We start from the raw sequence: 21033 nt of genomic DNA on the forward strand, positions 1-21033 counted from the left end.
TGTTTTTCACATATTGAAAAACATGGACTTTTTGTAACATTGTTTTTCTTTACGAAACGCAAGACTGGTACTATAATTCATCTATAGTATAAATGAAGTGAGGAGAAAAGATGAAGAAAGAATTGTCCTATTTTAGAGTCGGAGATTCCTTTGGCGGAAATCAGGATTGGTTCCGGGACCCTATGATGCATCTGGGTGGCTGTGGGGCGGCTGCAGCCTGTGATGCCTGCATCAATTTGGCGCTCCATGATAATAAAACCCATCTGTATCCCTATGATATCCAAAGACTTGACAAGGAAGATTATATAAATTTTTCCAAGATAATGAAGCCCTATTTGAAGCCCCGATTTCATGGAATCGATACACTGGATATATTTATGGACGGGTTTTATAAATATTTGCAGGATGTGGGTGCACCGAATATACAGCTGGTAGGCTGTCCAGGAAAGGTTCCTGCAAAGGCAGCCGCCAGGGAAGTCATGAGCCAGATTGACAAGGGAATCTCGATTCCTTTCTTGCAGCTGCGGCATAAGAATGTTAATTTTAAGGATCTGGTCTGGCATTGGTTCATGTTAGTGGGATATGAAGAATTCGAAGATGAGTTTTATGTAAAAATTGCAACTTATGGTGGGTTTCGCTGGCTGTCCTTTTATGAGCTGTGGGATACTGGTTTTGAGCGCAAAGGTGGGATGGTATTGATAAGAATGAAGCAGTCACAGTAAAGTGGCGGCTGTTCTCTGATAAAGAAAGCGGCTTTTGGATATATGAAGAACCTCCAATCCAAAAGCCGCTTAAGTGATATTCTTTAACAAAAGGAGATTGTTATGAAACATATGATTTATGATACGGAACGATTGACTCTAAAAGTGTTGGATACATCTTCAGCGAAAATGGTTTTAGATTATTATTTGAGAAACAGGTCTTTTTTAGGAGCGTGGGAGCCTGTGAGGAACGAGAAGTTTTATACAAAGGCATATCATGAGGAGCAACTTGACAATGATCGGTCTCTAATAGAAAATAAAGATCTGTTAAGACTATGGATTTTTAAGAAGAATGATGAAAGCCGTATTATTGGGACTATAGGTTTCAGCAACATTGTGCGGGGTGCTTTTTTATCTTGTTACCTTGGTTACAAGCTGGATCAAGATGAAATTAATCAAGGATATATGACCGAAGCAATTCAAAAAGGAATTGATATCGTTTTTAATGAATACGGATTACATAGAATAGAAGCCAATGTCATGCCTAGAAATCAACGTTCTCTGAGGGTGACCGAAAAACTGGGGTTTTACAATGAGGGGATTGCTCAAAGGTATTTAAAAATAAATGGGATATGGGAAGATCATGTCCATATGGTTTTATTGAATGATAAGGTGTAGATAATCATGAGGGAGTGTCAAGGATAAATAAGCGGCTTTGCCGTCCTTGACACTCCTCATGTCGTTTCTGGGTAATCAAGGCCGTGTAACATTAATTTTAATGGCTACAAATCATGAAATTGACAAATCCTATTTTAGTGCTATATTTGTTGTATGATGAATACAAAGAATGGCTTGCAGTTTTACTGAATGACCGATTGAATAAAAGCATAGAAGGAGGAAGTTGTCTTGAGTGAAAATTTAAGTTATATAATTGGGATAATGGGATTCTCATGGGTACTTGTATTGTTTGCCACTGCTTTAACTCCATATTTTATGCAAAAAAATATATGCTTTGGTATTTCTATACCGGTAAGCGAATATAACGATCCTAAGATAAGATTATTGCGGCGCAATTACTGCATCAGCTGTCTTTCGATTGGTTTGGTTTTGGGAATTGGAAGCACGATTTGCTATATCTGGATGCCGGCAGAACGGGGGCTATGGCTCCAGCTTAGCGGTATAATCCTGTATCTCGCTGCCAGTACTATCATATATTTTTTCGCACGTTCAGAGATAAAGGCGATCAAACTAGAACGTGATTGGGAATTTGATACGGAAACAGTAATAAAAACCAGTGGAAAGTCTGGTAAAACAATTGGCACTGCGTGGTATCTTTTATATTTTGTTCCGATTGCCATTGCCGTTTTTGCAGCAGTGCTGAAATATCCATCTTTACCCGGGCATATCCCCATGCATTACAACCTTGCAGGAAAAGTGGACCGCTATGCTGCTAAATCCATAGGAACTTTTGCAGTGATGCCATTGATCCAATGCTTCACCGGCCTTTTGTTTGCAGGAATCAACTTTGGCATTGGTACAGCCGGGCATCAGCGGAATTACCGGAGAACTCAGGCATTCCAGGGGATAATGAGTATTTTCTTATATACGATCGGATTTATGGTAATGCTGTTATTTACCTGCATTCAACTTACTATGCTGTCCGTAATAAATGAAAAGCTCATGATGGTTCTGCCCTTTGCCTTTTTAGTTATTATTTTTTTGAGCTGTATTTATCTCACGGTAAAGGTCGGTCAAGGAGGAAGCCGGTTGGATATAAGGGATGATGCACCACTAAACCGAATGGACGATGACCGTTATTGGCTGGGAGGTTTTCTGTATTGCAACAAAGATGATCCGTCTCTTTTTGTAGAAAAACGATTTGGAATGGGTTATACCTTAAATTTTGGAAACCCTAGAAGCCTCATTGCAATTGCCGCATTTGTAGTCTTTATTTTGGCAGTTACAGTGATTCCATTCATGTTAGAATAAAATAGGTTGTGTTTCCAAGAGGAGTGAATAACATGGTAAGATATGTTGCAGCATCAACATTGGTTTTGCTTGTAATGCTTGTTATGATCCGGACCCTTCAATTAAAAAGGCTGGGGATAAAAGCCGTTCAATTTGGCGAGAAGGATAAAAAAGATTTTCTAATCCTGCCATTTGCTTTTCTATTATTTTACATTGTATTTGCCAGCGCTTTTGGCCTGCCTGAAATAGGCGCCCAGTTGTTCGATGATACATTTACCGGCTGGATAGGCGTGATTGTATGTATAATGGGTATTTTATTGTTTATATACGCACTGAATTCATTTGGAAAAAGCTTTCGTGTAGGTCTTGATGAAGACCATCCGGGAGAGCTTGTGACCACAGGCGCATTTTCCATAAGCCGTAATCCCATATATACCGCATTTGAATTGGTTCTGGCAGGCATATTTTTAATTATTCCCAATTGGATCGTATTGATATATGTTTTTGCCGGAATATGGCTTTTTAACCGTCAAATCCTGCTTGAGGAACAGTCGTTAAAAGGAATATACGGGGAAAAATACATGGAATATTGTAAAAAGGTCAGACGGTTTTTATAACTAGGGAATAGGAGAGGGAGGTTAAGGTTGATAGGAAATAAAGTAATAGGGAGACATGAATACAATATCCGGTTATTGTCAGGCGCTGATGAGACCGATGTACAGGATCTATGCGAAAGATGTTCGGATTTTTTTGAGTTATCAGAAGGCAGGCCGCCTGAAAAGGATGCGGGAAAAAACCTTCTGTTTGACTTGCCACCGGGTAAAACCATGAAAGATAAGTTTGTTTTTGGAGTATATAAAAAGAATGTTTTAATTGCTATCATTGATATGGTTAAAGATTATAAAGCAACCGGAGAGTGGATAATAGGATTATTTATGCTTGATCCAAAGGAAAGAGGAAAAAATCTGGGCAGAAAATTGCATGATTCTATAAAAGACTGGGTTTTGGAAGAGCATGGAAGGGCATTAAGAATTGGGGTATTAGAAGATAACCACAGGGGATATCAGTTTTGGTGTAAGATGGGATATATTGAAGTAGACCGTGTGAAAATGACCTACGGAAATAAGGAACATAACGTAAAAGTCATGAATTTATTTCTCAAATGAACCGCTGCCCTTATTTATGGGGCAGCGGTTTTGCTTATTTAAGCTGCTTGTGAAACGTATTCGCCAGCTGATTAGCGGCTTCCTTACCGGTATATAATGCTCCCTGCATCCAGCCATGTTTTGTGGATAAGTGTTCTCCGGCAAAGTACACTCTTTGATTAAATTCCGGCTTCAGCATCTCATAAGCAAATAGTTTTTTCTGGCCTGGAAGTGTCATTGCAAAAGCTCCCCGGTTATTGGGTTCATTATCCCAAACCACAGTCTTATGGTCTTCCACAATGGAATCTAAGAATCCCCTTGGCAATCCGTGAACTTCCTCCACATTTCTCTTTATCAGTCTATAACGGAGGGATTCTTCCATATTTCCCACCCTTGTTGCATTTAAATGATAATTATAGGAAGCCACCAGCGCCCCAGGTTCATACGGCGAACAGGAAGAAACATCAGGGCAAAGAATATGATCTCCCGGATAGAAGATGGACTGAATAGGCAGGTCTGTCTGGGAAAATCCACCTACCATTCTTCCGTAATCGGTATCCTGCTCCCAAAAGCGTTTATTACACATAAAAAGTGTTTTTTGCGAATTAATATAGTTAAATTCTAAAATGGCCTGCATCTTGATGTTGCTGAAATATGGTTTGATCTCAACCTCCCTTAAGGTGGAGTAGGGAAGCGCGCATACAACATAATCAAAAATTTCGACAGTTCTCTTAAGATTCCGTACATTGCGATGAGTTAGTATGATTTGGTTGTTATACGGTGACTGATAAATACCTATAACCGTCTGTCCGGGCTTATAAGTAACTGTGCCAAGCTGGGAAACCGGAATATTTTGATATTGGGTCGGATTGTCTGCAAGAAGGGATTGGATAAAAGCATATGGTAGATTTACAATTCCGCCTTCTATGTTATAAGTGTTACGGTAATCAAGAGTATATTCTTCATTGGTGATTTCATCATAACTAACATTCAGTAAAGCACCAGTACCTGGGTTGACCCCTGAGATCAAGCTGATCGCTCCCTGGCTTAACCCCAGATTTTCCAGGGTCTGCCGGACGGAATATTTTGTAAGAGTTAAATATTCCGGGGAATACTCCGGTAAAATCTGTATTAGCTCTGACCGGATATCAGGCGGTAGCTGCATCATCAGATACAAAAAAGCATAGTCATCAAGCTCAGACCAGGGAGTGCTTCTTTCCTGTGGGGTTAAATCGTATAAGGGATAAAGCATTTGCTCAATGGAGTCCGATGTTCTCAAACGTGTATTATGTACGTATAAAAAGTTGTTTCGCTGCCTTACGGACAGTGGACGGGTGTTAAGGCCCAACAAATTGATATAGTGCCAGGTGGTTTCATGAGTTGCCGGAATTCTATGAGCGCCGAATTCATTGTAGTATTTGCCTTCCGAATCAAAATAATAGGTATAAACTCTTCCCCCGATTCTATTTTCATTGGCTTCCAGAATTGTAATATCGGCTCCCAGCTTACGAAGCTCGAATGCGGCGGACAAGCCGGCCAGGCCGCCTCCTATGACACCGATCTTTACTCCTTTCATCTCTCCCGGCGATGCATAATTTATGATATCAGCTGGAGGACTCAGTAATTTAATAATATATTCGTAATCTTCCGGCCGGCCTGCCGTTTTCAATGAATTTCTGATCATTTCGTGCCGTTGTTCATTTGTGGGGTTTATAACCTGATTTAATGGAACCGCCATTGATTATACCTCATGATATCATTACAGTTTAATATATTGGAAACCTTACGCGATTATCACAAAATAGGGGCGTCATAAGCTGCAGGTCATCACATTAGAACTTGTAATTTCGATATTTATTGTGTAAATTAATTACAGAGTATATACTGTTTCTAATGATGAATTGAAAATAGGGGAACAAATGAGGTTAAGCAATGTCTAAAAACGATAATATGCTGGCAATTCTCTGGATGCTGAATTCAGAATCAAAAATTACTGCAAAACAAATAGCAGAAAGGCTGGAGATCAATATACGGACTGTTTACCGCTATATTGACTCGCTTTGTGCCAGCGGGGTACCCATTGTATCCGATGCAGGCCAGAATGGCGGATATAGTCTGCTGAATGATTTTATCAATGCGCCCTTATTTTTTGATGTTGAGGAACAAAAGGCGATTCTCCATGCAGCAGTATTTGCAAAAGAATCAGGATACCCTTTTAACGAAGTATTAAGCAGGGCAACTGAAAAGCTGAAGATGTATACCAACCGGGAGCAGGAACGCATTCTGAATCGCCATTTAACCGGCTTTGAAGTGATAAGCCGCGGGATCGATTCTTCTGTTAAGCAGAAATTGGTAGAATTAGAGCGGGCTGTGGCAAATGAGTACTCCGTAGAAATTGAATACCGTACAGGCCATGAGGAAACAGCCAGACAAAGGGTAATTGATCCTTATGGCGTAATTTATTGGAATAATAAATGGTATACCATTGGATTTTGCCACTTGAGAAATGAGATCCGTAGCTTTCGCGCTGAAAGGATTTTGCAGATAAATCGGACGCAAATGACTTTTAAAAGGCCGGAAGCCTTTTCTGCCAAGGAATTCTTCTTACAAAATCTTTTGCCTGACCTGGCTGATAATGATAAGGTGGTTTCAGTCGTGATCGGGGGCAGGGCAGAGGCCTTGGATGACTTGAGCATTCACTGGTTTTTAGGCCATCATCTGAAAGAGAGGACTCAAAACCAGGCAGTCTTTTTACTTGATGAAAGAGTAATGAATGGATATGTACCATATTTTCTCTTACCCTATGGGAGAGCTCTTGAGATCATAGAACCCGAGGGCCTGAAGAAAAGGATGGTGGACGTTGCGGCGGAGCTAATGGAATATTATCAAAAATAAGAGGGGGAGTAGATATGAAATTGTATGAATTCAGGCCAATCAGTAATGATGATGTGCCGGCTATGACTGACCTGATGATGTGCCGGCAAAATCTTGAGAGTAATGAATTTCCATTTTTAAGAAACAGCTGTCTCAATACAAAATATATCGGGGATTTACTTGAAAAGCTATTTATGACTAATAAAGCAATTGGGATAGGTGCATTTGTTAATGATGAACTGGTCGGATATATCGCAGGAAAGATAAAGATCGATCATGAAAGAGGCAGGCATGTCTGGGTGCCTTATGAAGGGATAGCGGCAAGGACGGACCAGCCCTCAGAACTCATAAGAACTCTTTATGCGAAAGTTTCTATCCTATGGATCCACCAAGGATGTTTTCACCATTATGCATTGATACCTCTTGGAAGCAAGGTGTATTATGAGGCTTTCCTGGGGTTGAGCTTTTCTATCCAGCAAGTGCATGGGATAATGAATATTAGAGATTACAATACATTTGAAACTGCATCTGATGCAAAAGTCAGGCTAGCCAATAAAATGGATAGGGAAGCAATGGGGAGAATGTCTGATATCATCTTTTCCTATCAAAATTCTGCGCCTGTGTTTGAACCAGCCTTACCTGAGCTTGTAGGGAGAATAAGGGAAGGGTACAAAGGGCTTGTGGAGGATGAGGAAGCAGTGATCCTCATTGCGGAAAAAGACAGAAAGGAATTGGGATTTCAGGTATACGAGCCAGTTATTCCGGATTTAATGGCGCCTGATGATGGAGTGGAGCTAAGTATCGCAGGCATTTACCCGACTCAAATGCGAAGTGGTGTTGGGAAGAAATTAATGAATGAAGGCAGCAGGCTGGTGAAAGAAAAAGGATATCAGAGAATCATAACTGACTGGAGGATAACCAATCTTGCCTCTTCAACATTTTGGCCAAAGTGCGGATTTAAGCCAATGGCTTACAGAATGGTTCGGTGTATTGATAATAATTTCACATGGGCAAACTTCAACAATCCATGTTTGAAGGAGTTGTAGGGCTGGCGGCTTTTATATTATTGATAAGGGGGAGGAAACAAAAATGAAAACAATTGGATTGATCGGCGGAATGAGTTGGGAAAGTACGGTCACTTATTATAAAATTGTGAATGAAACAGTGAAAAAGGAGTTGGGAGGATTACACTCAGCTAAGGTATTGTTGTATAGTGTGGATTTTTCTGAAATAGAGAAGTGCCAGGCAGACGGTGACTGGGATAAAAGTGCTGCTATTTTATCAGCGGCTGCTAAAAATCTTGAAAATGCAGGGGCAGACTTTATTGTGATCTGTACAAATACGATGCACAAGGTAGTTCCCCAGATCCAAAACAGCATTACGATTCCTGTAATTCATATAGCAGAGGCAACGGCAGATGAGCTGAAATATCATAACATTACAAAAGTCGCATTGTTGGGTACAAAATATACCATGACTCAGGACTTTTATAAAGACAAGTTAATGAATGCAGGAATTACAGTTCTTATCCCAGATGAAGAAGAAATTGAACTTGTCAATGATGTGATTTATAATGAATTGTGTTTGGGAATTATTTTTGAGGCTTCAAAAGATAAATACCTCAGTATTATTCAAGGCCTTGCAAAACAAGGTGCACAGGGAGTTATTCTCGGATGCACAGAAATTGGCCTGCTGATACAGCAAAAAGATGTGGAATTGCCTGTTTTTGATACTGCACAAATTCATGCAGTAAGGGCTGCAATGTTATCCATTGAAGAATAAGTGCCGATGTAAGGAGGTAATCAATAATGGATCTTGCAGTACTTTCAGATATCCATGGAAATTACATTGCTTTGGAAAAATGTGTGGAATACGCGTTGTCAAGAGGCGTAAAATCCTTTGCTTTTTTAGGAGATTATGTTGGTGAATTAGCATATCCGGAAAAGACAATGAAAATTATTTTTGAAATGGCTGAGAAGTATGACTGCTATTTTATCAAAGGAAATAAAGAAGATTATTGGATCGATTATTATAATAATGGTGAACTTGGCTGGAAAGATAAAGATTCCACAACAGGTTCTTTGCTATATACATATCAGCATTTAGTTGAAAAAGATTTAAACTTTTTTAAAGGATTGCCAATTTCGAAGAAAATTTCTATTAAGAATATGCCCTCATTTACCATATGCCATGGTTCTCCATACGCAGCGAATCAAAAATTGGTACCTGATAATGATAAAATATTTGAAACTTTAAATGCTGTAGATACGTCTATGATAATATGTGGGCATACTCACATCCAGGCCAAATTTGATATTAACGGAAAAACGGTATTAAATGCTGGATCAGTCGGAGTTCCTTTGTATAGTAATAGAAAATCTCAATTTTTAATTTTACATCAAATAGACAAACAGTGGAAAGAAGAATTTATTAGCATGGAATATGATGTAGAAAAGGTAATTGAGGAATTACATTTATCGGGGCTCAACAAACACGCACCATACTGGTGTATTATGACAGAAAATTTATTGCGTAACGGTAATATACCGCACAGCGCAGCATTGAAAAGGGCTATGGCATTATGCAACGCTGAAACAGGTACTTGCATATGGCCTGATATACCTGAAAAGTATTGGAGACAAGCGGTAGAAGACATTTTGGTAAGTAAACAAATGAAAGTCTGATTTAATAATCAGGCTGTGAACGTTTCTATTATATAAAGTTAGAAAGTTGAGGGAGGAAAAAATGGATATACAGATAGTATATGAAGCTCCGGAAGCCCAGGATTACATAAGTCTTCGGTTACGTGCCGGAATGAATAATAAAGATTTGGAAAGAAGCAAAATAGCTTTACAGAATTCTTTGTTTACAGTTTCACTGTATGATAAAGAAAAATTGATCGGTTTTGGAAGAGTAGTGGGAGATGGCGGCATCACCTACGTCGTAAGTGACATTATGGTTGATAAAGATTACCGGCGGAAAGGTTATGCGGAACAAATTATGAAGGCCATTGACGGTTACTTCGAAGAGAACTCACATGAAGACAGCTATATATGTCTGATAGCAAATTGTCCTGCTGATCTATTGTATCATAAGCATCATTTTGAATATTTACCGGACGATAAATGCGGAATGCTGCGGAATCAGAAAAAAGAAAACAATAATTGCTAAATGTGAAAGGCTAGTCTATGGATGTAAGATTTAAATATTCAGGAGGTTTTTATTTATGGAATTTAGACAACTAACAGATCGCGTATTTTACAGCATGTTTGATAAACCGGCCGACAGACCGGTTCTTGGATATGTAAACGGACAGAAGTATTCTTTAATGATAGACGCAGGCAATTCCCAAAAGCATGTGGAATCATTTTATGAAGCTCTGAGCAAGGAAGGATTAAAAAAACCAGGTTTTACTGTGGTCACCCATTGGCATTGGGATCATACATTTGGTATGCATTCGGTGGAAGGGATCACAATCGCTCATAAAAAAACAAATGCCAAATTAGCAGAAATGGCGAAATGGGAATGGACGGATGCAGAAATGAAAAAAAGACTGGAAGCAAAGGTTGAAATTGAATTTGCTGATACGAGTATCCGTACAGAGTATCCCCTGCTTTCAGAGATACGAGTAGTAACCTCAGATCTTACTGTTGGCGAATCAATGGTAATTGACTTAGGAGATGTAACTGCAGAACTTCATCATGTGGAATCTCCTCACAGTGAGGATTGCATTTGTGTACTCATACCTCAGGAAAAAGTACTATTCATCGGAGATGCGGTTGGAGTGGATTATTATAACAACTGCTTCTTAGATAAAGAGAAACTTCGTTCATTAATTACGTCAATGGAAGGATTTGATTTTGATACTTGTGTCATGGGACATGCCGAACCAATGAGCAAACAAAATATCCTTACTATCATGAATTCTCTTATGGAACGCCAGTAGAATGTATGACAAACAAGGACTGCATAAGTAAAGCTTATGCAGTCTTTTTATGGAGCGTAAAGTTTATTTAAGAAAATCGTTGGTTTGCGGGAATTTATTTTCATGGTATATTTAAAACGAGAAAGTAAAAAATAACAATGATCATTAAAATTACTTGATACAGATGAAAACAGGAGGTTTTACTATGCTAGGTCATTATTTGATGTTTAATAGAAACTGTGAAGAAGCAATTAAAACGTATGAAAAAGCATTTAACGGTACAATTACTGAACTGCGGAAATATAGTGACATGCCGTCAAATCCCGCTTTTCCTATTCCCGAAGAAAACAAAAATCTTGTTCTGCATGCACGCCTTCAGATTGATGGTATGGAAATCATGTGTGCCGATAGTTCTGAGAAAAGCACAAAAGGAACGAATATGTATGTTTCCATTACAACAAAGGATGAGGCGCTTGTTAAAAATGCCTGGGACCTTTTAAAGCAGGATGGTGAGATCTATATGGATCTTAACCCATCATTTTTTGCAGCACTGCACGGATCTTTACAGGATAAATACGGCATCAACTGGATGTTTACAGCTTTAAAGTAGACACTAGTCTGCTTTATGAAATCCCCATCTCAATACATTGATGAGAAAATTGAAGAACTGGGTGATTGGAGGGTAACACCAGGAGGGCCATCGACTTTCACGAAGGAGAGGAAGTGGACGAGGAGGCGTTTCAGGAACTAATCCTGGCCGCCGTTACCTTAAACCGGTTCGGTAAAAAGAAATAAAGGAGATCGTTTATGAAGATGAGAAATAAGATATCAACAATTTTTATATTTGCGGCCATGGTTATGGTTTTAGTCACCGGATGCAAGAAGACAGAGGGCGGCGGCAATATGCCGGAGGCTCTGAAAGGAGATTTGACCACAATCATTGGTACAATTTACGAAAAAGCAAAGGTTGATTTAAGGCTGGAAAATACACCAATTGATTTAACGAATAAGGATATGGTGAAATATAACATGGGACTTGACGATGCTTCTAAAGTAAAGGAAGCCGTTGTATCTGAGGCGATGATTGGTTCACAAGCTTATTCACTGGTGCTCGCCCGCGTAAATAATGCATCCGATGCAGAATCAGTTGCAAAGGCAATGCTTGACGGAATTGATCAGAGAAAGTGGATTTGTGTTATGGCAGATGACCTTCAGATTGTTACCTACAATGATCTGGTAATGCTTGTTATGGTTGATTCTAATTTAAAGGATGCGGTAACCTCCCAAAAGGTTGTAGATGCCTTTGGAGAAATGTGCGGTTCAGATTTCGATCTTAAGTTATCTAAATAGTGACGGCATGGTATTTTCAAGTATAACATTTTTATATTATTTTTTGCCGTTAGTTATTGGCTTATACTTTGTATGTCCGAAGAAGTTAAAAAATGGTGTGTTGCTTTTTTCTTCCCTCATATTCTATGGCTGGGGAGAGCCGAAGTACATCATATTTATGGTCCTATCCATAGTGGTGAATTACATTCTTGGTTTGCTCATTGAGCGGCACTCCGGTTCGGCATGGGGGAAGAGATGGCTGATTGTTTCAGTGGTCTTTTCCCTGGGAATGCTGGGGTATTTTAAATATGTGGATTTTTTTATTGAAAACGTCAATTCTCTGACCGGATTATCAGTCCCTTTGCTGAAAGTAGTTCTTCCCATTGGCATCAGCTTTTATACGTTTCAAATTCTAAGCTACACCATTGATGTTTACCGAAAAAGCACAAAGGCCCAGAAAAATCTATTATCATTGGCCACCTATGTGGCTTTCTTTCCTCAGCTGATCGCAGGTCCCATTGTAAGATATACGGATATCGCACAGGCTCTTGACAGCAGGGAACACAGTCTTATGAAAATCCGCATTGGAATCCGCAGGTTTTTATTTGGAATTTCAAAAAAGGTACTGATTGCCAATTCCCTTGGAGAATTGTGCAAAATCTTTGCAGATTCTCAGGAACGAAATGTATTATTTTACTGGCTTTATGCAGTGGCATTTACTTTACAGATTTACTTTGACTTTTCCGGATACAGTGATATGGCAATCGGTTTAGGAAAAGTATTTGGCTTTGATTTTCAGGAGAATTTCAATTATCCGTTTATTTCCCAAAGCATTACTGAGTTCTGGCGCAGGTGGCATATGTCCCTGGGGACCTGGTTTCGGGATTATTTATATATTCCCTTAGGAGGAAACCGTGTTGGCAGGATGCGCTGGCTCTTTAATATCTTTCTGGTATGGATGTTGACCGGCTTATGGCACGGCGCTGCATGGAATTTTGTCATCTGGGGAATGTTATTTGCTGTTCTTCTGATGATTGAGAAGCTGTGGCTTGGCAGTTTTCTAAAGAAAATGCCCAAAAGTATTTCACATTTGTATGTCATGCTTCTTGTAATAATAAGCTTCGTCATATTCGATGCTCCTGATTTAAGTACATCAGCAGAACGGATTCGTTCCATGTTCGGAATGAGCGGACTGCCGTTTACAGGAGTCCAGTCAGTCTATTATTTAAGAAGCTATCTTATTATATTTGTGTTAGCCATAATCGGAAGTACCGATTTGCCAAAGAGGATCATAGGCCGCATCCGTAAAACGCCATTTGGTTCATTAGCCCTAACCGGGGCAGAGCCTGTGGTATGTGTGGTGCTGCTTTTGCTGACAACGGCGTACTTAATCGATGCTTCCTTTAATCCATTTCTGTATTTTCGCTTTTAAGGAGGGCAGGAATGAAGAATAAAAAAACAAATAGGATGTTAGTGATTTTGGTAGGAACGGTATGGGTTCTTTTGGCGATTTCCTCATGGCTTTCCCCGTCACAGGAAATATCAGCCAGTGAAAGAAGAAAGCTTGCCGGTTTTCCGGAAATCACCATTAAAAGTCTTGTAACGGCAGATTTTATGGAGGGTTTTGAGCAATATGCCAAAGATCAATTCCCCGGCCGCTTTTTATTTCGTACCATGAAAGCATATGTTAAGTTTTATCCATTGGGTCAGAAGGATAATAACGGTATCTATATTCAGGATGGCTATGCCGTTAAAATGGAATACCCTTTGAATGAAGCTTCCATTCAAAACGCGGCGGATAAATTCCGGTATCTTTATGAAAAATACATGGAAGGCAAAGACGTGAAAACGTATCTTACCGTAGTTCCTGATAAGGGATATTTTCTCTCCCAGGCAAATGGTTATCCCTCCATGGACTATCCAAAACTGTTTGAAATGATGAAGGCAAATACAGACTTTGCGAAGTATATTGATCTATCGGATATTCTGGAAATCGAAGATTATTATAAGACAGATATTCACTGGAAGCAGGAGAAGATTGCAAAGGCAGCGGATATAATCCGGGGAGAATTAGGGGAAGAGAAGGAACGTGCCGGTCAATATAAGACCATCGAAGTGGAAACCCCTTTTTACGGAGTATATTATGGGCATTCTGCTCTTCCAATGAAACCGGATAACCTGAAATACCTTACCAATGATCTCATAGATGCCTGTACCGTTTATAATTGGGAGACAGGAAAAACTACGACTGTATATGATACCCAAAAGCTTACGGGAAATGACCCTTATGACGTATATTTATCAGGTGCGGCGGCTCTTTTGGAAATCACCAATCCTAATGTAAATAACGGAAAAGAGTTGGTGATATTCCGGGATTCTTTTGGAAGCAGCCTGGCGCCCCTTTTGCTTGACGGGTACTCCAAAGTGACCATGGTCGATATCCGTTATATTGCCAGTGATTTAATCGGTGATTACATCACCTTTGATGATCAGGATGTGCTTTTTGTATACAGTACTTCCGTATTAAATTCCAGTGCAATGTTCAAATAGAAAGAATCATAATTAGAATGCGAAAGGAAGGCCGCTGGGATGAAAAAACTAGACAGAGAATTCTATAACAGGGATTCGGTCCTGGTTGCCCGGGAGTTATTGGGGAAGGTGCTTGTGCACGAATGGGAAGGACAGAGAATCGCCGCTAAGATTGTAGAGGCAGAGGCATATATGGGCGTTGAAGATAAAGCTGCCCATTCTTACGGCGGGAAGAGGACACCAAGAGTGGAAGTGATGTATGGAGATCCCGGTTTTGCTTATATGTTTCTAATTTATGGGATGTACTGGTGCTTCAACGTAGTGACGAGAGAGAAGGGGATTCCGCAGGCAGTCTTAATAAGAGCTGCTGAACCATTGGAGGGAATCCAGCTAATGGCGCAAAAGAGATTTGAGAAAGAGTATGAGCAGCTTTCTAAAAGCCAGCGCAAGGGCCTTATAAACGGCCCGGGAAAGTTATGCATGGCATTATCGCTGGATAGAAGCGTTAACGGCATAGACCTATGCGGTGATCAGGTATATTTTGAGGAAGGCACAGACGAGAATTTCAATATCATAGCGACAAAACGAGTGGGAATCGATTACGCGGAGGAAGCCAAAGACTACCTCTGGCGGTTTTGTATCGAAGGGAGCGAATAAGCTCCCTTTTTTTCTTTCGGATACCGGTTATTTTTTCCTTGCTGAAATGATCAGCATCATGGGCCTGCGAAGCTCATCTTCCATGCCTTCCACGGTCTGAAGAAGGTGTTTCGATGGCTGAGGCTCCACAATACCGGTGATTTCAAACCCTGCCAGTATCAAACCATTCAAATAGGTGGTCAGGGTCTTATGATATTTTGTGACATGTTCACCGAGAAAATTGGCCTGTCTTTGTCCCTCAAAAAAGTAATTGTCAACTGGAAAGTGAAGAATCTTACCGGTTTCGTCGTAATACCATTCCTGGCTGCCGTACGCAGTAAAAACCGGATGCTCCACAGAAAAGACAAAATCGCCTCCTTTTACAAGGCAGCAGGACACCTTTTCAACAATCTGCTCAAAAGATTCGATATAGTGGAACGCAAGAGAGCTGATGACTGCATCAAAGGAATTTTCGCTGAAAGATATTTCTTCAATTGGCATTTGGCGATAGCAGATTTTATCACTTGTCTTTTCCTTTGCAATAGCAAGCATTTTTTCGGAAATGTCAATGCCTGTGACAGTTTTTGCACCATGCTCTATGGCATACTGGCAATGCCAGCCAAATCCACAGCCCAAATCCAGCACCCGCTTGTCTTTAAATTCAGGCAGCATTGATTCAAGAGTTTTCCATTCCCCTGCACCGTCAAGCCCTTTTGTGGAACGGTCCATTTGGCTGTATTTTTCAAAGAATGCTTTGTTATCGTAAGGGTTCTGTTTCATTGTTAATTTCTCCCGTCCATATAATTTTATCGCGTATCCGCATGGATATGTTTTTCTTTTATTTGTATTAAAGGGATTATATCACAATTATCTACAAAAAGCATAAAATTCCGATCATGTTTCGTAATAGTCATACATTAGCTCAATATCATTCTGTCAGTCTATAACATAGTAAAAAAGGATGAATATATAGTATGTAAGTAGGAATTACTATTGTTATTATATTAGATTTAGTGTAGAATTTATATAGCATTTATCCCATGGTTTTTGGGATCAATCCTAGGAAGGAGGCCATTATTCTGGAGAAAGAACAATTTTTAATCCGGCGTCCAGGAATGATCGGAGAAGAAAAATTCAGACAGTATGCAGTACTGATTCCCCTGATCCGTATTTCAGGAGTCAATTATCTGCTTTTTGAAAAAAGGTCTAATGAGTTAAAACGGCAGCCGGGAGAGGTTTGTTTTCCAGGCGGAAAACTGGAAGCCGGGGAGTCCCTTCAGGAATGCGCGGTGCGTGAGACCGTTGAAGAACTGATGGTATTGCCGCAGCAGATTGAGGTGATGGGGCCGGGAGATATTTATCTGTCCCCCTTTAACTTGATGATCCATCCTTTTATTGGCGTTATAAGCGATTATCATGATACATTCAGCAGAGATGAAGTAGAAGAGGTCATAAAAATACCACTGGATTTCTTCCGCAGTCAGGAGCCGGAGCGATTTGTGAGTAAACTGATTTCGGAGCCGCCGGAGGATTTTCCGTATGAATGGATTCCGGGAGGGGTAAAATACCCTTGGGCAAAAGGAACTTATGACGTCTTGTTTTACAAATATGAAGACTGGATCATATGGGGCATGACGGCTCAGATCGTAAAGTCTGCAGTTAAGCTAATGGAAGAATATCATTTGATACCATAACAGAGAACGAGGTGATTACTATGAAGAAGGAAATTTATCTGGCAGGCGGCTGCTTTTGGGGAACAGAAAAGTATCTGGAGAATATTCCGGGCATCCTGTTTACAGAGGTAGGATATGCCAATGGAAATACGGAGAATCCAACTTATAAGGAAGTGTGCAGCCATAATACCGGGCATGCAGAAACGGTGAAGGTGGAATACGACGACAGCATAATAGGTCTTACCTATTTACTGCAGCTTTACTATGACGTGATCAATCCCATAAGCGTGAACCGCCAGGGAGGCGATGTTGGTTCCCAGTACCGGACAGGAATCTATTTCACGGATGACAAGGATGAGGCGGTAATCCGGGATTCCATCAATGAGCTTCAGAAAAAATATAAAGAGAAAATAGCGATTGAAGTAAAGCCTCTTTCCTGTTACTACCGGGCAGAGGAGTACCATCAGAAATATCTGGATAAAAACCCGGGCGGATACTGCCATATTGGAGCTGATAAATTCGAAAAAGCAAAGAAGGCAGAGGATAAAAGCAAAAAGTACGGTAAAAAGCCAAAAAGTGAATTGAGAGAAAATCTGACTGACTTACAGTTTGAAGTAACACAAAACAGTGCAACAGAGCCTCCCTTTCAAAATGAATATTATAATAAATTTGAAGAAGGAATTTATGTGGATATTACAACAGGGGAACCGCTTTTTATGTCCACTGATAAATTTGAATCAGGCTGCGGCTGGCCCAGCTTTTCTAAGCCCATTGACTTAGATACTCTTAATAATGTTGAGGACCGGAGCTTTGGAAGGCTCCGCACGGAGGTCAGAAGCAAACTGGGAGATGCCCATTTAGGCCACGTATTTGAAGATGGTCCGATAGACCGGGGAGGACTGCGCTATTGTATTAATAGTGCTTCTTTAAGATTTATTCCCAAAGAAAAGATGGAAAAAGAAGGATATGGGAATTATTTAAAGCTGTTTTAATGATAGGCTGAATAAACATGCGGAAGAGGAATGAAGGATGATTAACGAGATACTGAAATTTAATAGGGAATTTGTTGAAAACAAAGGATATGTAAAATATATTACCAATAAGTTCCCGGATAAAAAAGTCGCAATCGTATCCTGTATGGACACTCGATTAACAGAATTACTGCCCATGGCTCTGGGGATTAAAAATGGGGACGCCAAAATTATAAAAAATGCCGGAGGAGTGATATCCCACCCATTCGGAAGTGCCATGAGAAGCCTTCTGATCGGTATTTATGAATTAGATGTCAAGGAGATCCTCGTAATCGGTCATACCGATTGCGGGGCCAGACATACGGACAGTAAAAAAATCATAGAAAAAATGAAACAGCGGGGAATCGAACAAAGGAATATTGACCTGGTAAAATACTATGGCATTGATTTTGATTCATGGCTGGGAGGATTTAGAGATTTGGATTTGTCTATTAAAAATTCCGTTGAGCTGATACGCAATCATCCCTTTGTCCCGGAGGAGATCATGATATACGGTCTGGTAATAGATTCTGTAACAGGGGAATTAAGAAAGGTTATTTAAGCATTTGGGAATGGTAAGGTCATATGGGATAAAGGTATCACAAAATTGTACTTGAGAGGTGATTAGGATGAAATTAGGTATTGTTGGATCAGGAATGATTGTAAAGGAGTTTCTGCCAATCGTTCACCATTTAGATAAGATGGAGCTTACGGCCATTTGCTGTACGAAAAGAAGTGAAGCAGTGGGAAGGGAGCTTGGAGAAAAATATAGCATCAAACATATTTTTACGGAATATCAGGACTTCTTAAACAGCGATGTGGATACGGTTTATGTGGCGCTCCCCAATCATTTGCATTTCCAGTTTACAAAAGAGGCACTGGAGGCAGGAAAACATGTGATTGTTGAAAAACCCTTTACTACAACCTTTAAGGAGTCCTTGATATTAAGCGGACTGGCCAGAGAGAAGAGGTTGTTTTTGTTTGAGGCGGTTACAACCCTGCATTTGCCGAACTATAAAAGAATAAAAGAACTTCTGCCTTCCCTGGGTAACATAAAAATTGTGCAGTGTAACTATTCTCAGTATTCCAGGAGATATGACAGCTTTAAAGAGGGCCGTATTCTGCCCGCCTTTGATCCCAATTGTTCCGGCGGTGCACTCATGGATATTAATATTTATAACATCCATTACGTTGCGGGTTTATTCGGCAGGCCGCTTAAGGTAGAATACTTCCCCAATGTAGAGAGAGGGATTGATACCTCGGGAATTTTGATTTTGGACTACGGTACTTTTAAATGCACCTGCGTTGGCGCAAAGGACTGTAAGGCTCCGGTTGCAAATTACATTCAGGGGGAGAAGGGGGTTATCCATCAGGATACGCCTGCCAGCATCTGCAGAGGCTTTGAGTTGATCATGAATGATGAGACTAAAACCTTTGTGAATGAAGATAACTTTGAACATCGCATGATGAATGAATTCATGGATTTTCAGGATATGATCTGCGGCAATGATTTAGAAATGTGCTATCAGCTCTTAGATCATACCCTGCTTGTAAGTGAGATACAGACAACTGCAAGACAAAAAGGAGGAATCCGGTTCCCGGCTGATGAGGAAATTTAAGTACTTTTAGTAATTGACAATTTCTTCTGCCTGTGTTATTATTGCGGAAATAGTGAAAAGGCAATGAAGAGAAATAGTACATATACAATGAATTTCAGAGAGAAGATGGTTGGTGCGAATCTTTATTTTAGTATATCGAAGCAGTCTCGGAGCTTTGAACCGAATAATGGTTTCCCTGATACCAGGGAGATGGTTTAGTAGGCTTCAACGTATTCCCACGTTACAGGGGCACGATATGCTTGTATCGTAGAGAGTGCAGAGATTTCTCTGAATTTAGGTGGTAACACGGATTGTACATTCGCCCTAAACGTTTCGACGTTTAGGGCGTTTTTTTATTACCTTCACTTATTAAATTACTTAGAAAGAGGAGAGCAATGATGAGAAATTTTGAAAAATCCAGTAAGCTGGATCATGTGTGTTATGATATCAGAGGACCGGTCATGGATGAAGCAAACCGGATGATTGATCAGGGAGTTGATATATTAAAATTAAATATTGGGAATCCGGCTCCCTTTGGTTTTCGTGCGCCGGAGGAACTGCTTAAGCGAATGAACGAAAATCTGTCCCATACGGAAGGCTACTCGGATTCCAAAGGGCTGCTGTCAGCCAGAAGGGCCATCGTAAAATACTGTAAGAAAAAAGGGATTGAACAGGTTACTGTGGATGATGTATACACGGGAAATGGCGTAAGCGAGCTGATCACCTTAGCCATGCAGGGGCTGTTAAACAGTGGGGATGAGATTTTGGTCCCTTCTCCAGACTATCCTCTGTGGACGGCTTCGGTAACCCTTTCGGGAGGAACTGCGGTCCATTACATGTGCGACGAAAAGGCGGAGTGGTACCCGGATATCAATGACATAAAAAGTAAAATAACAAGCAGAACCAAGGGAATTGTCATCATCAATCCCAACAATCCTACGGGTGCCCTGTATCCCAGGGAAGTTCTGGAGGAGATTGTGGAAGTATGCCGGAAACATGGGCTGATCATCTTTGCAGATGAAATTTATGACAGGCTTGTCTTTGACGGCTTGGAACATAGATCCATTGCCTCTTTGGCACCGGATCTTTTGACCATTACATTCAACGGCCTTTCAAAGTCCCATTTAATTGCAGGATACCGTTGCGGCTGGATGAGTCTCTGCGGCGATAAATCCTTTGCAAAAGGCTATGTAGAAGGAATAAACTTATTATCCTCCATGAGGCTTTGCTCCAATGTTCCGGCCCAGTCCGTGATCGAAGCTGCACTGGAAATGGAAGAGGAAACAGAACGGTTGATGATACCGGGCGGGAGAATATACGAACAGAGAGAATACACCTATCAGGCATTGAATGAGATTCCGGGAGTTTCCGTAATAAAACCCAAAGCAGCCTTTTACATGTTTCCTAAAATACAGACCAGTAAATTTAATATTTATGATGATGAAAAGTTTGTATTAGACTTTTTAAAGGATAAGAAGATCCTCTTAACTCATGGAGGCGGGTTCCACTGGGAAAAACCGGATCATTTCCGGGTCGTTTACCTTCCAGAGCTTGACCAGTTAAAGATGGCATGTGATAAGCTGGCGGATTTCATGTCCTATTACATACAGAAATAGTGAAAAAAGAGCATTGGAGACAGCCTGTT

Annotated in this window: 23 protein-coding genes and 1 other annotated feature; of the genes, 21 read left to right on the forward strand and 2 right to left on the reverse strand. The window is 40.3% G+C overall.

Features of this window, described 5'->3' with window-relative positions:
* Positions 1-110: 110 nt before the first annotated feature.
* From ACHZES_RS23710 to ACHZES_RS23730, 5 genes are all read left to right on the forward strand, one after another.
* Complete coding sequence (locus ACHZES_RS23710; RefSeq protein ID WP_038279624.1) at positions 111-722, forward strand: hypothetical protein; 612 nt, start codon at positions 111-113, stop codon at positions 720-722.
* A 102-nt stretch (positions 723-824) separates the two neighbouring features.
* Positions 825-1379 carry a GNAT family N-acetyltransferase gene (locus ACHZES_RS23715; protein WP_395547591.1) on the forward strand — a complete coding sequence of 185 codons (555 nt, stop codon included), beginning with the start codon at positions 825-827 and terminating at the stop codon, positions 1377-1379.
* Positions 1380-1607: 228 nt separating this feature from the next.
* Positions 1608-2690, forward strand: coding sequence for a DUF1648 domain-containing protein (locus ACHZES_RS23720; RefSeq protein ID WP_395547590.1), 1083 nt, complete (start codon positions 1608-1610; stop codon positions 2688-2690).
* A gap of 32 nt (positions 2691-2722) precedes the next feature.
* Positions 2723-3286, forward strand: a complete 564-nt coding sequence (locus ACHZES_RS23725) for a methyltransferase family protein (RefSeq protein ID WP_395547589.1) — start codon at positions 2723-2725, stop codon at positions 3284-3286.
* A gap of 210 nt (positions 3287-3496) precedes the next feature.
* The gene (locus ACHZES_RS23730; protein WP_404820289.1) at positions 3497-3835 is read left to right on the forward strand and encodes a GNAT family N-acetyltransferase; all 339 of its coding nucleotides are present in this window, start codon (positions 3497-3499) and stop codon (positions 3833-3835) included.
* 34 nt (positions 3836-3869) lie between these two features.
* Here the strand turns inward: ACHZES_RS23730 and ACHZES_RS23735 are convergent, their stop codons facing one another.
* Positions 3870-5552 carry a flavin monoamine oxidase family protein gene (locus ACHZES_RS23735; RefSeq protein ID WP_395547588.1) on the reverse strand — a complete coding sequence of 561 codons (1683 nt, stop codon included), beginning with the start codon at positions 5550-5552 and terminating at the stop codon, positions 3870-3872.
* A gap of 194 nt (positions 5553-5746) precedes the next feature.
* Between ACHZES_RS23735 and ACHZES_RS23740 the strand changes: the two genes are divergently transcribed.
* The 11 genes from ACHZES_RS23740 (at position 5747) to ACHZES_RS23790 (ending at position 15128) form a co-directional block, all read left to right on the forward strand.
* Positions 5747-6709 carry a helix-turn-helix transcriptional regulator gene (locus tag ACHZES_RS23740; RefSeq protein WP_395547587.1) on the forward strand — a complete coding sequence of 321 codons (963 nt, stop codon included), beginning with the start codon at positions 5747-5749 and terminating at the stop codon, positions 6707-6709.
* Between the two features lie 14 nt (positions 6710-6723).
* Positions 6724-7734: a GNAT family N-acetyltransferase gene (locus ACHZES_RS23745; protein ID WP_395547586.1), complete on the forward strand. Its 1011-nt coding sequence runs from the start codon at positions 6724-6726 to the stop codon at positions 7732-7734.
* 43 nt (positions 7735-7777) lie between these two features.
* Positions 7778-8470: an aspartate/glutamate racemase family protein gene (locus ACHZES_RS23750; protein WP_395547585.1), complete on the forward strand. Its 693-nt coding sequence runs from the start codon at positions 7778-7780 to the stop codon at positions 8468-8470.
* A 26-nt stretch (positions 8471-8496) separates the two neighbouring features.
* Positions 8497-9372 carry a metallophosphoesterase family protein gene (locus tag ACHZES_RS23755; RefSeq protein ID WP_395547584.1) on the forward strand — a complete coding sequence of 292 codons (876 nt, stop codon included), beginning with the start codon at positions 8497-8499 and terminating at the stop codon, positions 9370-9372.
* Positions 9373-9433: 61 nt separating this feature from the next.
* Positions 9434-9859: a GNAT family N-acetyltransferase gene (locus ACHZES_RS23760; RefSeq protein WP_395547583.1), complete on the forward strand. Its 426-nt coding sequence runs from the start codon at positions 9434-9436 to the stop codon at positions 9857-9859.
* Between the two features lie 55 nt (positions 9860-9914).
* On the forward strand, positions 9915-10634 hold the full coding sequence (locus ACHZES_RS23765) for an MBL fold metallo-hydrolase (protein ID WP_395547582.1): 720 nt from the start codon (positions 9915-9917) through the stop codon (positions 10632-10634).
* A 184-nt stretch (positions 10635-10818) separates the two neighbouring features.
* On the forward strand, positions 10819-11223 hold the full coding sequence (locus ACHZES_RS23770; protein WP_038279605.1) for a VOC family protein: 405 nt from the start codon (positions 10819-10821) through the stop codon (positions 11221-11223).
* A 197-nt stretch (positions 11224-11420) separates the two neighbouring features.
* Positions 11421-11963: a hypothetical protein gene (locus tag ACHZES_RS23775; protein WP_395547581.1), complete on the forward strand. Its 543-nt coding sequence runs from the start codon at positions 11421-11423 to the stop codon at positions 11961-11963.
* Positions 11964-12006: 43 nt separating this feature from the next.
* Entirely contained in the window at positions 12007-13374 is a 1368-nt protein-coding gene (locus tag ACHZES_RS23780; RefSeq protein WP_395547580.1) for an MBOAT family O-acyltransferase, read from the forward strand.
* Between the two features lie 11 nt (positions 13375-13385).
* A complete protein-coding gene (locus ACHZES_RS23785) occupies positions 13386-14492 on the forward strand; it encodes a DHHW family protein (RefSeq protein ID WP_395547578.1) in 1107 nt (368 codons plus the stop codon).
* A gap of 39 nt (positions 14493-14531) precedes the next feature.
* The gene (locus ACHZES_RS23790; protein WP_154521050.1) at positions 14532-15128 is read left to right on the forward strand and encodes a DNA-3-methyladenine glycosylase; all 597 of its coding nucleotides are present in this window, start codon (positions 14532-14534) and stop codon (positions 15126-15128) included.
* Positions 15129-15155: 27 nt separating this feature from the next.
* Here ACHZES_RS23790 and ACHZES_RS23795 read toward each other — a convergent pair whose 3' ends face one another.
* Positions 15156-15887: a bifunctional 2-polyprenyl-6-hydroxyphenol methylase/3-demethylubiquinol 3-O-methyltransferase UbiG gene (locus ACHZES_RS23795; protein ID WP_154521049.1), complete on the reverse strand. Its 732-nt coding sequence runs from the start codon at positions 15885-15887 to the stop codon at positions 15156-15158.
* A gap of 335 nt (positions 15888-16222) precedes the next feature.
* Between ACHZES_RS23795 and ACHZES_RS23800 the strand changes: the two genes are divergently transcribed.
* From ACHZES_RS23800 to ACHZES_RS23820, 5 genes are all read left to right on the forward strand, one after another.
* The gene (locus tag ACHZES_RS23800; protein ID WP_404820290.1) at positions 16223-16801 is read left to right on the forward strand and encodes an NUDIX hydrolase; all 579 of its coding nucleotides are present in this window, start codon (positions 16223-16225) and stop codon (positions 16799-16801) included.
* Positions 16802-16821: 20 nt separating this feature from the next.
* Positions 16822-17772 carry a peptide-methionine (R)-S-oxide reductase MsrB gene (gene msrB / locus ACHZES_RS23805; RefSeq protein WP_038279590.1) on the forward strand — a complete coding sequence of 317 codons (951 nt, stop codon included), beginning with the start codon at positions 16822-16824 and terminating at the stop codon, positions 17770-17772.
* A 37-nt stretch (positions 17773-17809) separates the two neighbouring features.
* The gene (locus ACHZES_RS23810) at positions 17810-18352 is read left to right on the forward strand and encodes a beta-class carbonic anhydrase (RefSeq protein WP_395547574.1); all 543 of its coding nucleotides are present in this window, start codon (positions 17810-17812) and stop codon (positions 18350-18352) included.
* A 67-nt stretch (positions 18353-18419) separates the two neighbouring features.
* A complete protein-coding gene (locus tag ACHZES_RS23815) occupies positions 18420-19409 on the forward strand; it encodes a Gfo/Idh/MocA family protein (protein ID WP_395547573.1) in 990 nt (329 codons plus the stop codon).
* A 54-nt stretch (positions 19410-19463) separates the two neighbouring features.
* Positions 19464-19718: a binding site (T-box leader), on the forward strand.
* 68 nt (positions 19719-19786) lie between these two features.
* The gene (locus tag ACHZES_RS23820; RefSeq protein ID WP_089987784.1) at positions 19787-21004 is read left to right on the forward strand and encodes a pyridoxal phosphate-dependent aminotransferase; all 1218 of its coding nucleotides are present in this window, start codon (positions 19787-19789) and stop codon (positions 21002-21004) included.
* Positions 21005-21033: the final 29 nt, after the last annotated feature.

This window comes from Lacrimispora sanguinis (genome assembly GCF_044987295.1).
GTDB lineage: Bacteria > Bacillota > Clostridia > Lachnospirales > Lachnospiraceae > Lacrimispora > Lacrimispora celerecrescens_B.

Coding starts and splice junctions, on each gene's coding strand:
- ACHZES_RS23710 (WP_038279624.1), top strand. CDS start 111: ATGAAGAAAGAATTGTCCTATTTTAGAGTCGGAGATTCCTTTGGCGGA.
- ACHZES_RS23715 (WP_395547591.1), top strand. CDS start 825: ATGAAACATATGATTTATGATACGGAACGATTGACTCTAAAAGTGTTG.
- ACHZES_RS23725 (WP_395547589.1), top strand. CDS start 2,723: ATGGTAAGATATGTTGCAGCATCAACATTGGTTTTGCTTGTAATGCTT.
- ACHZES_RS23730 (WP_404820289.1), top strand. CDS start 3,497: ATGAAAGATAAGTTTGTTTTTGGAGTATATAAAAAGAATGTTTTAATT.
- ACHZES_RS23735 (WP_395547588.1), bottom strand. CDS start 5,552: ATGGCGGTTCCATTAAATCAGGTTATAAACCCCACAAATGAACAACGG.
- ACHZES_RS23740 (WP_395547587.1), top strand. CDS start 5,747: ATGTCTAAAAACGATAATATGCTGGCAATTCTCTGGATGCTGAATTCA.
- ACHZES_RS23745 (WP_395547586.1), top strand. CDS start 6,724: ATGAAATTGTATGAATTCAGGCCAATCAGTAATGATGATGTGCCGGCT.
- ACHZES_RS23750 (WP_395547585.1), top strand. CDS start 7,778: ATGAAAACAATTGGATTGATCGGCGGAATGAGTTGGGAAAGTACGGTC.
- ACHZES_RS23755 (WP_395547584.1), top strand. CDS start 8,497: ATGGATCTTGCAGTACTTTCAGATATCCATGGAAATTACATTGCTTTG.
- ACHZES_RS23760 (WP_395547583.1), top strand. CDS start 9,434: ATGGATATACAGATAGTATATGAAGCTCCGGAAGCCCAGGATTACATA.
- ACHZES_RS23765 (WP_395547582.1), top strand. CDS start 9,915: ATGGAATTTAGACAACTAACAGATCGCGTATTTTACAGCATGTTTGAT.
- ACHZES_RS23770 (WP_038279605.1), top strand. CDS start 10,819: ATGCTAGGTCATTATTTGATGTTTAATAGAAACTGTGAAGAAGCAATT.
- ACHZES_RS23775 (WP_395547581.1), top strand. CDS start 11,421: ATGAAGATGAGAAATAAGATATCAACAATTTTTATATTTGCGGCCATG.
- ACHZES_RS23785 (WP_395547578.1), top strand. CDS start 13,386: ATGAAGAATAAAAAAACAAATAGGATGTTAGTGATTTTGGTAGGAACG.
- ACHZES_RS23790 (WP_154521050.1), top strand. CDS start 14,532: ATGAAAAAACTAGACAGAGAATTCTATAACAGGGATTCGGTCCTGGTT.
- ACHZES_RS23795 (WP_154521049.1), bottom strand. CDS start 15,887: ATGAAACAGAACCCTTACGATAACAAAGCATTCTTTGAAAAATACAGC.
- ACHZES_RS23800 (WP_404820290.1), top strand. CDS start 16,223: ATGATCGGAGAAGAAAAATTCAGACAGTATGCAGTACTGATTCCCCTG.
- msrB (WP_038279590.1), top strand. CDS start 16,822: ATGAAGAAGGAAATTTATCTGGCAGGCGGCTGCTTTTGGGGAACAGAA.
- ACHZES_RS23810 (WP_395547574.1), top strand. CDS start 17,810: ATGATTAACGAGATACTGAAATTTAATAGGGAATTTGTTGAAAACAAA.
- ACHZES_RS23815 (WP_395547573.1), top strand. CDS start 18,420: ATGAAATTAGGTATTGTTGGATCAGGAATGATTGTAAAGGAGTTTCTG.
- ACHZES_RS23820 (WP_089987784.1), top strand. CDS start 19,787: ATGAGAAATTTTGAAAAATCCAGTAAGCTGGATCATGTGTGTTATGAT.